General features: G+C 44.8%; 11 protein-coding genes and 1 pseudogene. 4 read left to right on the forward strand and 8 right to left on the reverse strand.

Features of this window, described 5'->3' with window-relative positions:
• The first annotated feature begins 220 nt into the window (after window positions 1–220).
• Window positions 221–1,531, forward strand: a complete 1,311-nt coding sequence (locus tag ACETK5_RS11355) for an alkaline phosphatase (RefSeq protein ID WP_326113573.1) — start codon at window positions 221–223, stop codon at window positions 1,529–1,531.
• 448 nt (window positions 1,532–1,979) lie between these two features.
• The gene (locus ACETK5_RS11360; protein WP_326113575.1) at window positions 1,980–2,123 is read left to right on the forward strand and encodes a hypothetical protein; all 144 of its coding nucleotides are present in this window, start codon (window positions 1,980–1,982) and stop codon (window positions 2,121–2,123) included.
• Window positions 2,124–2,378: 255 nt separating this feature from the next.
• On the opposite strand, the pseudogene csaA reads toward ACETK5_RS11360, so the two are convergent.
• Together csaA and ACETK5_RS11370 are read right to left on the reverse strand one after the other, a co-directional pair.
• Window positions 2,379–2,710, reverse strand: a pseudogene (csaA, locus tag ACETK5_RS11365) (chaperone CsaA).
• Window positions 2,711–2,744: 34 nt separating this feature from the next.
• Window positions 2,745–3,668 (reverse strand): DMT family transporter, encoded by a 924-nt coding sequence (locus tag ACETK5_RS11370; RefSeq protein WP_394055686.1) that lies wholly within the window; start codon window positions 3,666–3,668, stop codon window positions 2,745–2,747.
• Window positions 3,669–3,821: 153 nt separating this feature from the next.
• Between ACETK5_RS11370 and ACETK5_RS11375 the strand changes: the two genes are divergently transcribed.
• Entirely contained in the window at window positions 3,822–4,712 is an 891-nt protein-coding gene (locus tag ACETK5_RS11375; RefSeq protein WP_394055688.1) for a helix-turn-helix domain-containing protein, read from the forward strand.
• Between the two features lie 126 nt (window positions 4,713–4,838).
• Window positions 4,839–5,768, forward strand: a complete 930-nt coding sequence (locus tag ACETK5_RS11380) for a poly(ethylene terephthalate) hydrolase family protein (RefSeq protein ID WP_394055689.1) — start codon at window positions 4,839–4,841, stop codon at window positions 5,766–5,768.
• Between the two features lie 299 nt (window positions 5,769–6,067).
• Here ACETK5_RS11380 and ACETK5_RS11385 read toward each other — a convergent pair whose 3' ends face one another.
• From ACETK5_RS11385 to ACETK5_RS11410, 6 genes are all read right to left on the reverse strand, one after another.
• Window positions 6,068–6,808, reverse strand: coding sequence for an ABC transporter permease (locus ACETK5_RS11385; protein ID WP_394055691.1), 741 nt, complete (start codon window positions 6,806–6,808; stop codon window positions 6,068–6,070).
• On the reverse strand, window positions 6,805–7,716 hold the full coding sequence (locus ACETK5_RS11390; protein WP_394055693.1) for an ABC transporter ATP-binding protein: 912 nt from the start codon (window positions 7,714–7,716) through the stop codon (window positions 6,805–6,807). Before ACETK5_RS11390 ends, ACETK5_RS11385 begins: the two co-directional genes overlap by 4 nt.
• Before the next feature lie 17 nt (window positions 7,717–7,733).
• The gene (locus ACETK5_RS11395) at window positions 7,734–8,144 is read right to left on the reverse strand and encodes a DUF3021 domain-containing protein (protein ID WP_394055695.1); all 411 of its coding nucleotides are present in this window, start codon (window positions 8,142–8,144) and stop codon (window positions 7,734–7,736) included.
• A complete protein-coding gene (locus ACETK5_RS11400) occupies window positions 8,141–8,599 on the reverse strand; it encodes a LytTR family DNA-binding domain-containing protein (RefSeq protein ID WP_100537300.1) in 459 nt (152 codons plus the stop codon). Before ACETK5_RS11400 ends, ACETK5_RS11395 begins: the two co-directional genes overlap by 4 nt.
• 298 nt (window positions 8,600–8,897) lie before the next feature.
• On the reverse strand, window positions 8,898–10,280 hold the full coding sequence (locus ACETK5_RS11405) for an ADP-ribosylglycohydrolase family protein (protein ID WP_394055697.1): 1,383 nt from the start codon (window positions 10,278–10,280) through the stop codon (window positions 8,898–8,900).
• A gap of 106 nt (window positions 10,281–10,386) precedes the next feature.
• Entirely contained in the window at window positions 10,387–11,235 is an 849-nt protein-coding gene (locus tag ACETK5_RS11410) for a helix-turn-helix transcriptional regulator (RefSeq protein WP_394055699.1), read from the reverse strand.
• Window positions 11,236–11,384: the final 149 nt, after the last annotated feature.

Genomic DNA, 11,384 nt, shown 5'->3' on the forward strand with positions numbered 1-11,384 from the left:
GTGCTTGCCAAACTCCCGTGGTGTCCCTAGTGCAATTCCCCGGAACTGACTGCACGGGGGACATTCGTTTCCTGAGGCCAAAGACATATCCCCATTGAAAGTCGCTATATCAGCGGCTTTTTTTTATTTTAAGTACCCAGGATAATTTACACTCCAAGAATACTGAGTTTATATTTAAGAGTTATATTAAATTGGAAATAACATTTAGGGAGGGTAAATAGTGAACAAATTCAAAAAAAATGTAGTAATGATCGCGGCAGCTTCTGTCATCGCGGTAGGAACTTTTGCCGGGACCCATTTGCCGTTATCACATGCGAAAGCCAACTCAAATGATAAAGGCAAAGCTAAGAATGTTATCTTCATGGTTCCCGATGGTTTTTCCGCTTCCTATGCAACCAATTACCGTTGGTTTAAGGGTGAAGAAACCCTTTTGGACTCCATGCTGGTGGGTATGCACCGTACCTATTCTGCAAACTCTGAGATCACCGATTCAGCCGCTGCTGGTACAGCATTTGCGGCCGGAGTAAAAACAAATAATGGAATGATCAGCACTTCCCCTGAAGGTAAAGAGCTGAAAACGATTCTTGAAACCGCTGAAGAAGAAGGTAAAGCGTCTGGATTAGTTGCAACTTCAACGATTACACATGCGACACCGGCTGTGTTCGCGTCACACGTGGCTACCCGTGCGGATGAGGCGGGTATCGCACCCCAACTTATAGATAATGATGTGGATGTCATCCTGGGCGGAGGAAAAAAGTATTTCCCTGAATCGCTTCTAAAGCAGGCGGGAGAAAAGGGCTACCAGTATATTTCGAGCAAAAATGACTTAGGTAAAGCTGAAGAATTTGATAAACTAATTGGTTTGTTTGCTGAAGATGCCATGGCACCGGAATTGGATCGTGATACAACCAATCAGCCAAGCCTAAGAGAAATGACGGAAACGGCATTGGAGGTTCTTAACAAGGATAAAGATGGTTTCTTCCTAATGGTTGAAGGAAGCCAAATTGATTGGGCAGGCCATGATCATGATGCAGCCTGGGCAATGAAAGATTCGGAAGCATTCGAGCAGGCATTGGAAGCAGCATTGGAATTTGCAAAGAAGGATAAAAACACCTTGATTGTTGTAGCAGGCGACCATGATACAGGCGGTATGGCAGTTGGTGGCTATGGTCAGGGAGATGTGAAACTAGAAGTCCTTCGCAACGTAACGGCTACCGGCGATTTTATGGTAACGAAGCTGAATGCAACCCGTAGTAACTTAAAAGAGGTAGTGAAGCAATATACAACCTTTGATCTTACCGATGCAGAGGTTCAAAAAATTAAATCCGCAGAAAAACCGGATATCGCCATTAACGAAGTGATCTCGGAACGGGCTAATATAGGATGGACAAGCTATAATCACACAGGTGTAGATATTCCGCTCTACGCATTTGGTCCGGGCGCTGATCTCTTTAGAGGTCTGCATCAAAATACAGATTTACCTGTGTTAATGGCCCAAGCTATGAAAATTAACTTTACACCGGGAAAATAAAATCGATCGGGTGATAGTATGCGGCGCTGCGGAAGTCAAAAAAGTTTTGTAACGAATTTCAAAAATCAAACGGTAATTATCGATACACTTAGCGAGATTGAAATCGTACACGAATAATATTTTTAAATGAACGATTCTTGGTTTCAATGAACCCGGGATCGTTTTCTTTTTTGATATTTTAAAGTGGTTTGGTCTTGGTTTAGCTATAGTTATTATACTTTTAATAAGCAGCTTGGTGTATTAGCAGGAATCAGAGTTCTTGAGGGAATCGATTGATCAAATTCGCCTAATGTTAATCATTTCGGACATGGCATTGGTGTTCATGCTGACGGTCAGCTTGGGGGTGATTATGGAGCAGGTATTTTTGTCGGTGGTCATCTCGGGAGCGGCCATGGAATAGGAGTTCATGCTGGCAGCCATCTCGGTGGTGACTATGGAGTAGGAGTTCATGCTGGCGGCCAACTCGGTGGTGGTCATGGGATGGGAGTTCATGCAGGTGGATATCTTGGTGGAAAATATGGTATCGGCGGTTATACCGGTGCACATCTTGGTGGGGGACATGGTTTTGGCTTCGATGCCGGTGGCCATTTAGGCGGTTATAGTGGTCAGTTCGGCTTCCAGTTTGGCGGACATAAGGATGGGTTCCAGTGATAGAAAAAGGTTCATAAAAGAAAACAAGCTATCGTTTATCGGTAGCTTGTTTCTTATTTATAGCACACACAGGTAAACTTCGTCCTATTGTAAGATTCCAGCATTACTGGAAATCGAACCGCAATAGCGGGGGCAGCCGCTTAAAACAAAACCCACCGAAAGCGGTCTGCCTTGAGCGGTGGGTTTAATTTGGTTTTTATCCGATCGGCGTACCTTCGGGCAATTCAAAATCAGGCTTTAATAGAACAACATCTCCATGTTCTGGCAGGCCGCCAAGAACTAAAACCTCCGAATTGAATCCCGCTATACGGCGTGTAGGAAAATTAACTACCCTATGATCTGTTTCCCAACAATATCCTCAGCCGTGTACCTTTTCGTAATTTGCGCGCTGGATGTTTTAATTCCGATATCCGGTCCAAAATCTATCTCCAGCTTGATGGCAGGTATTTTGGCTTTTGCAAAAAACTCAGCTTTGGTAATTGTGCCGATACGGAAATCCAGTTTCAAAAAATCGTCGAAAGTTGCCATTTCAACATTCACCTCATTCATCATTTTTCTAAATTTACTGCACCGATCCATGCGAAGTATATTGGGCAGCTGAATACTTTAAGGTCTGCAGCCAAAAATAGGTCAGCATACCCAGCAGTGTAATCATTCCACCCACAAATTGAAATGCGGAGATCGTTTCTCCCAAAAACAGATAAGCCAGCATAATGGCCAAAACGGGCTCGCCGATAATGCCAACGGAAACCGTTGTTGCGCCAATGGACTTGAGCAGCAGGTTGAAAACATATTGGCCAAAGATCGTGGGAATGATCGCAAGCAGAAGGAAGTATGTCCAATCTGAAGCGTTGTAATTGGTCAAAGAAAAGTTATTCAACAAACTGTAGACGAGCAGGACACTCCCACCAATAAAGAAGACGACAACACTGTATAGGTTTGCATTGATTTTTTGGCTCACTTTTTGTCCGACGAGCATATAAGCTGACACCAGTATGGTTCCTATCAGAGACAAACCGTCCCCGATCAAAGCCTCTCTTGAAACTCCAATATCTCCCCAAGCGATAATGATCGAGCCAAACAGGGCGGCAACCAAGCAGAGAACGGTCAGCATACTGGCTCGTTCCCTGAACATATAGTACGAGCCGATCATCACAAACATAGGCTGTAGCGCCAGGATTACCATGGAACTCGCCACGGAGGTATATACCAGTGACTCCATCCAAAACAGGAAATACAGTCCCAGAAGCAGGCCGGCTAATATAACGTTTCTCCAATCCTTTGAGTCCAGTTTCGAGGAGCGGAGCGTTGTCCAAGGGACAAATGGAAGCATGATGATGGCCGATAGAAAAAGTCTGTACATACCGGCAACAGCTGTTGGTGTATCCGAAGATTTGATCATGATCGAAGATACGGATACCGACAGAATAGCGATAAACAGCAGTATATAAGGATGAAGCGGTAGCGATGATTTATATCTTTTCAATTATAACCCTCCAAGAGGGCCTATCCGATCGACTGTGCACAGGCTAGTGATAAGCCAAATTCATGATATAATAATATCATCGCAATTTATTTTTTTGTGCAATTATATCTTTCATTAATATAGATATATCGTCATAGAAAGGAGCTTCTTGGAATGGCTAAGCCGCTGCATGAGACTATTTCGTATCCCGACGATTCGTTTCCTTATATCATGTACACGCATACGATTCATAAAAGTATTCCCGAAGGCAGAGGATTCAACGATCTGCACTGGCACGAAGAACTGCAGATCACTTTGGTGACGAAAGGGAAACTGAGTATTCAAGTAAATGGGGTTGATCATGAGCTGGAAACCGGCCAGGCAATTTTGATAAACAAGGGAGTTCTTCATGTGACGACGCAGCTAACGCATGACGGGCAATATGTGAGCTTCAATTTTCCTGAAAAACTGCTCGCCTTCTACACGGACAGTGCCATGGAAAAGAATTATGTGTTCCCTTTTACCAATTCTTCTTTCGTTTCGCTGGTGATCAAAGGAGGCGCGGAGTGGGAGAAGCAGGTATTGGAGATGCTTTGGGAAATGAGAAAGAAGTTCAATATAAAAAAAAGCTGGGGATGGGAGTATGAGATTTCGATTCAAACCGTACAGCTATGGTTCGTCTTGATTTCCAATATGTCGGTCTCTCCCGAGGAAGGACCGAAACACGTGAAGCGGCAACAGGAGAGACTGCAATTCATGCTTAGCTTCATACATCAAAACTACTCGTTTCCTGTAACGCTGCAAGAAATAGCCGATGTTGCGCATCTGAGCATCTCGGAGTGCACCCGGTGTTTTAAAAAAACGGTTCATATGACTCCCTACGAGTACCTGATCAAATACCGGATAAAGAAAAGCAGCGAATTATTAATATCAACAGACGATACTATAACCGAGATAGCCGGCAGGGTAGGCTTCAATCATGTGAATCATTTTATTCAGTCTTTTAAAAAGTACCACGAAAGAACACCCAAAGATTTTCGAAAGCATAGAGTTGAGATGAAATAGTCCAAAGTTTAACGCCAACTTGGCTTGTCACGAAACCTAACGACATCTTTTACGTATATCCATTCAGTTTCATACTTTAACAGAGAAACGATAGAGAAATTGATAGGCTATCGTGAGGTCACGTGTATGTCAGTTTTGAGAAAACGAAAGTGGATGATATGGTTGTCAGCTTTTGTCCTTATCGTTGCAGTTCCAATAACAATTTTCATGCAAATTATCATTCATTCTAATGTACCAGAGCTTGCAGAAGGAAGCATTGAGCAGCGGTATGCACAGAAAGGAAGCCATCATGTAAAGGTAGAAGAAGTTAAGAGTATGAGCGGGGAGGCTTTATTTAGAATATACTACCCAGCATTTCAAGGAGACGAATCCTATCCTATTATTTCATGGGGGAATGGAACAGATGCCACGCCAGATCGTTATGATGAGCTCTTAACTCATCTAGCAAGCTGGGGATTCATTGTAATCGATTCCTATAGTAAAACAACAGGAACAGGCAAAGAAATTCTAGAGGCCATTGATTATTTGACAAATGAAAACGAACAAGCAAACAGCTTGTTTTATCAAAAAATACAAATGGAACATATTGGTGCAGCTGGACACTCTCAAGGGTCAACAGGGGTTATTAATGCTCATACCAACTATAAAAGTGGATCGTTGATTAAGACGGTTGTATCCATCGCTCTCCCGGATTTGAAGCATTGTGATCCAGAAGATGTGTACGATACAGCACGTATTACCGTTCCTTTTCTCATTATGGGAGGTACACGAGATTTTCTAATCTCACCGGTATCAACGAATCAATTAGCATTACATAGCACTAACGCGGGCACGCCTGTTATGATGGGGATGGCAAAAGGTGCGGCTCATACCGCGATTGAAGGTGATGGTGGCAATCATAGGGGGTACTTGACGGCTTGGATGAGATATCGGCTGCTTGATGATCAGGAAGCCATGAAGGCATTTCATGGGGATTCTTCCGAGATGATGCATAATACAAATTGGGTGGACGTTGAACAAGCTAATATGGATGATAATGATTTCGTACATCCATAACATACATGTTGGTTATATCCCCTCGTGGGACTCATCCACAGATGCCTGTAATCAGGGTCAAATAGCATGGGACGAGAATTGTGTATATGTTTCGTTACCGAAAACAAGCGGAAAAGAACAGAGCTCTCGTCGTGTTAACATTGGTATGAGAGTTCGTATATATTGGAAGATAGATTTTGAGCACAACAAGTATGCAATAAGCAATTGTTATTGAACTAACTGGAGACGATAGTCTAATAGAGACAGAAGGCAGCTGGTCAGAGGGCCTTCACCTTGAAAATAATCTCCTAATAATATTCCTACTTCCAGCTCCACCGGAAGAACCGCGTAGCAAGCACAACAGATACAATCGCAATGCCAATCAAAACAGCAGCTTCAAAGCCATATTCCGTAATGGGCGCTTCTGTCCACGTCCCACGAAGCAACTGAATGACGTAATAAAGCGGGAGTATTTTCGCTGCATATTGAAGAACCGTCGGCATCATCTCGAGCGGAAATGTCGCCCCTGACAGGAACAGCATCAGGTTTAGAAATAATGAACTGATTGCGGAAGCAGTCTGAGTGTTTTTTGCTAAGGAAGTCAGAAATAAGGCAAACGGGAAAAAGGCCAGGATGCTAATAAGCAATGAAATCAGGGTGCTTCCGATATAGGCAGGCAGGGTTAAGCCATAGAGCAGCATGCCAAAAACCATAAGTAGCATGGCGGATATAGCAAAGATGACGGTCCCTTGAAAGGTATGGGCGGCGAGGATTTTCCATGGCTGGAGCGGTGTTGATTGATATCTTCTTAATACGCCCGTTTCCCGGTAATTGGTTAAAACAGTTCCCAGTGTAAAAAAGGAAGTGGTTACGATATTGACGCCAATCCACGAAGGAACAAAATATTCCGCAAAAGCCTTTTGGCTCATGTTATCTCCAACAAACATGGATCCAAACAGTCCAATCATCACAACGGGAAAGAGGAATGTCCAAAACATGCTTAAACGGTCTCTAAAGAACATTTTCGTTTCTAAACTGGCGAGTTTTACGATTGCCTTCATCCGATTTTCTCCTTTTCCAGGTACTGGATAAATAAATCATCGAGAGAGCCTTTCTCAAACCTGAAGCTGGACAATGGGATGCTTTTTTCCTGGCAGTAGCTGAAAATGTGATAAGCCGTTGTCTGTTGGTCATCACAAAACACCTTGAATTCGTCTTGATTCTTTTCAACGCGCTCCACTCCGGGAAGCGAGCTTAAATATTCGGGGCCAAGCTCTTCACTGACAAAGGCAAGACAGCCGGCAGCAACTTCGTTTAATAATTCACGAGGAGAATTTAAAGCTTTTAATTGGCCGCCGTACATCATCGCCACCCTGTCGCACAGCTGCTCAGCTTCTTCCATATAATGCGTGGTTACCACAATGGTACTTCCACGGTCCCGTAACAGCTGAATCAATGACCACATTTCCCGCCTAGTTGAGGGATCCAGCCCCATGCTCGGCTCATCAAGAAATAAGATTTCAGGCTCATGCAGAGTAGCTAAAGCAAGAGTTACCCGCTGTTTCCATCCGCCGGATAAGTCATCGAATTTTACGTTCAGCTTTTCGCTTAAGCCAAGCAATTCTATTAAATAATCTTTTTGCGTGGCGTTATCGTAAAATGAAGAAAAGAGATCCAGCGCTTCTTTTACTTTCATTTTCTTCTGGATCGAAGTGGCTTGAAACTGGACACCAATTCTCTTATTTAGTTCCCGGAGCTGCTTATTGGGAACAAGTCCAAGGACTTCAACCGCTCCCTCGCTTGGATCAGAGATGCCTTCCAGAATTTCAAGGGTGGTCGTTTTCCCAGCGCCGTTCGGCCCGATAATCCCGAAGATTTCTCCTTTGTAAACATCAAAAGAAAGATTCTTTACTGCCTTGGTCCCTCCAAAGTTTTTCGATAGATTGTTAATTGTAATGACACTCTCCATGCGTATCCTCCTTTGATTCAATGCCTTCGAAGGTCGTTATTCAGCTTTTTCGATTCCTTCTTAAAATAAAGATAAAACCCAATCCATCCGATGGCGTAAACGAAAATAGAGATTGCCAGGTATAACAAAAAGTTCTTTACAGCAAACGGGATCCAGCCAACCCATAGGCTTAAAATAAAGTAGACGATGGTGACGGTTAGAAAGTGCAGAGCGGTCTGCATGGGCAGGGCAAGTGAGCGGATTTCAAAATAGAGGGGGGTGACAGTAAACAACCAACCGCAGAATATATAGCCAAATGCATTTTTAATAAAACTCAGTCCGTCTATTGCCGATTGACCTCCAAAATAAATAAGCGCACTTGTAGTCATTACAGCAATAAAGGCGCCGAAGAATATACCGATCAAACTTCTGAAAAAAAATGCATTCATTTCGTTTCCCTCCTGTTCATTTTTAAAACTTCTTTAATTCGACCAATGTAATGACGCGAAACATATTCTTTCTCACCTGATTTAAAGTGAACGCAAAGGGTCCCGTTAAATGATGGTTCGAAATGGCTCATTGCATAAAGGTTTGCAATGACGGACTTTGAGATCCTGATAAACCGGTGGGAGGGAAGGGAGTTTTCGAGCTCATACAATTTTTCTTTTACTTTAAAGATTCCTTCTGAGGTGGCGGCTGTGACCACATCGCCTTCTGTACGAAAGTAGTGTACTTCCTCGTGCTTAATTAAGTGCTGGTTCTCTCCATCTTTTCCGACGATCAAATCCGTGTCATTCTTATTGAGGTAGTCGAGGATCTCCTGGATGGCTGGGGTCAATTCTTTGCAGTGAATCGTCACCGTGGTTTCTTCGTTGCGCGGGTCGATGTCGAGTAAAATTTTCATGTAAAGACGGCTCCTCCATTCCGTACGCTTTATAAGTTTAGTATAGATGGCGACTTTTCAATTGTCATCAAAACAAAGGCGACCCGTAGGACGCGGACCGTAAGATGCATGTATATGCGTCCGTCCTGCAGGATAAAAGGGTAACCATCCCTAATCAAATGAACCTGATGGAGGTATAGAACGATAGTTGAATAAAGAAAAGAAGACAGCTGGTCAGAGCGATCAGCTGCCTTTATAAGTTAACAGACATGTTAGTTGAACTTGACATCACATTAAACTCGATTCATCTCTAATCATTTTAATGCTGCAATTGTCGGAAGACACGATAGCTTCTTTGCGCGGATTCGGAGATGGCAATGGGGTGGAAGCCACTGACATCGGCAAACAACGTATCGTTTAGCGGCGAGATCCACTTCTCGGGAAGCACAGCCGCTCCAAGCGATGCGCCAAGAATGGAACCGACGGTGGCGCCATTGCAATCGGTGTCCCAGCCGCCGAGCACGGCTGTCGTAATGCCTTTCTCGAAATCGCCTCCGGAATGAATGAGCGCAGCCGCGCATAATGCAGCATTATTGTTGGTATGAACAGGGTGATAGTGCTTAAACGCTTCCCATATTTTACTCACCAATTCTAATGTGTCTTCCGTTTCCTCAGCAATGTTGACCGCTAATGCGATATCTTCTGCAAGACGGCTGTGTTTCGGAATTTCACTCAATCCGATCTCAACAATTCGCTTCATGTCACTTTCAACGAATGCGGCGGCAATCATAGCCGAGCAAAACATGGCGCCGTAAATACCATTCTTCACGTGGGAGAAGGAAGCGTCCCGCCAAGCAAGCTCAGCTGCAAGCTGGGGCTGGCCGGCAGCACCATATGCATAGCCGTCTACACGGATTTGGGCGCCGATCCATTCGCGGTAGGGATTTAGATAAGAACGTCCCCAGTGGATATGTTTCTCCCAGTCGTCTGGCTGATCGCCGCTAATATGTGAAGTGACACGAGCGAAATTAAGATAGGACTGCGCTTCAGCCGTGAATACCTGCCCGAATGACAAATGACGATGCCAAAGCTTGCCCACATCCCAAGAGTTGAAATCAAGCCCGTGTTCCTCGAGCATGAGCAGACCGAGAACGGTATATCGAACATCATCGTCTGTTTCCATATAGCGTATGTTTTCCCGGCAGCTGGCCAAGCTGCTCCACCTTGCGATCTCGATACCGTACTCGGCTTCTGCAGTTGAATCGCCCGGTGTATAGTGGCGAATCGGCCATTGCCCTGCGCCTTCGAACCACAACTTAATATTGTGCCAGCCGGGTCTTCCGCCCGAGCCTTGCATGAAAGCAGGAGCTTCGAGAGGTTTTCCGAGCGCGCAGCCAGCCGAACGGCCGAGCCATGCACCATGAAATTTATCCTGCCATTTAAGCTCATCCCAGTTTCCGGACAGGAATCTCGGTCCATCCGGACGTTCGGCGCGAATGGCTTCCAATTCCGACGGCTCAAAATACTTGAAATCCGCATGTGGTTCAAGAGCCATTAAAGCCTGGTATACTTCCATTAGCTTTGCTTCGTCTGTGCCAGCTGCTTCCAGACGCTCAGCCATCCCCTCTACATGACAGCCTTCTTCTCCGCGCTGTTTGATTTCATCCCGAACTAATTCCCTCAGTCCAATCCATTTCGTCATCAAGGTTGCCCTCCTGAAATCCATGTAATCAAAATATGCCTTGATTATAACCAGCCATGACGACAATGGCTTCTCAAATTAGGAAAGCATTATTCTCATTATTTGCTCATTCCGTCATCCCTCTAGATTGCCGATAACGGATCGGAGACAGGCCGACAGTCTCTTTAAAAACACGGTAAAAGGTCGGAAGGCTTTGAAAGCCGCATTCGAATGCAATATCGGCAACAGCTTTGTCCGTTCCTGCCAATTCCCGCTTGGCAGCCTGAACACGCAGCAAGGAAACATATTCCGAGAAACGATAACCGGTCGTTTCCAGAAACGCCCGACTCACGCGCGAGACGCTTATACCAAGTTCATCAGCCAGTTCTCCTAAGCTAACCGGCTCGTGGTAACGATGCTCAACCAAAGCGGCCAGCGATTGCGCCTGGCGAACGGAATGTACCATATGATGACGCTCATCATCGGTCAGCAAACCGTCGTAATGTCGAAGAAGACGACCGCACAGCTGAATAAGCGCGCTTTTGGCCATTGCCAAATAACCCGGGGACTTCTCCCGCAGCTCTTCCGCTATAGCCAGCACCCAAGGCGTAAGCTGTTTGGCGATCGGTGTGCCGCCCATAATACGATTGCAAAAATGAGTGGAGCGATAGGAGAATGGCAGCAGAAGACCGGGCTCCTCCGCTAGCAGCAGCGCGGGATCAAAATTAATAAAAAGATAGCGGCTCGGGTCGTCGGGGGCAGATTGGGCAATATGCCGTTCTTCATTATTGACCAGGAATAAGTCGCCAGGATTAGCTGCATATTGTTTGTTGCCAAAGAAAAAATAGCCTTTCCCTGTTAAACAGAGACCGATCTCCAGACTTGCGTGCACATGAGGCGGCTGCCGATAAGTGGCAGGGGTCCATTCGAAAGCATTGATAGCAATGGGATGGTCATAGGCAATATGAAGTCTCATTATGTCCAACGCCTCCAGACAATCATGAATTTATATGCTAAGTATATAGACAAGGGATGCCTTCAACCAGATACTGTTATTTACTTTCATACATACATTTTGAGGTGTTTCAATTGAAAAGTAAACGCCGCCGCTGCAAACGTCAATTC

This window comes from Paenibacillus ilasis, assembly GCF_043195395.1.
GTDB lineage: Bacteria > Bacillota > Bacilli > Paenibacillales > Paenibacillaceae > Paenibacillus_AQ > Paenibacillus_AQ lautus.

Coding starts and splice junctions, on each gene's coding strand:
- ACETK5_RS11360 (WP_326113575.1), top strand. CDS start 1,980: ATGCTGGCGGCCAACTCGGTGGTGGTCATGGGATGGGAGTTCATGCAG.
- ACETK5_RS11375 (WP_394055688.1), top strand. CDS start 3,822: ATGGCTAAGCCGCTGCATGAGACTATTTCGTATCCCGACGATTCGTTT.
- ACETK5_RS11380 (WP_394055689.1), top strand. CDS start 4,839: ATGTCAGTTTTGAGAAAACGAAAGTGGATGATATGGTTGTCAGCTTTT.
- ACETK5_RS11385 (WP_394055691.1), bottom strand. CDS start 6,808: ATGAAGGCAATCGTAAAACTCGCCAGTTTAGAAACGAAAATGTTCTTT.
- ACETK5_RS11390 (WP_394055693.1), bottom strand. CDS start 7,716: ATGGAGAGTGTCATTACAATTAACAATCTATCGAAAAACTTTGGAGGG.
- ACETK5_RS11395 (WP_394055695.1), bottom strand. CDS start 8,144: ATGAATGCATTTTTTTTCAGAAGTTTGATCGGTATATTCTTCGGCGCC.
- ACETK5_RS11400 (WP_100537300.1), bottom strand. CDS start 8,599: ATGAAAATTTTACTCGACATCGACCCGCGCAACGAAGAAACCACGGTG.
- ACETK5_RS11405 (WP_394055697.1), bottom strand. CDS start 10,280: ATGACGAAATGGATTGGACTGAGGGAATTAGTTCGGGATGAAATCAAA.
- ACETK5_RS11410 (WP_394055699.1), bottom strand. CDS start 11,235: ATGAGACTTCATATTGCCTATGACCATCCCATTGCTATCAATGCTTTC.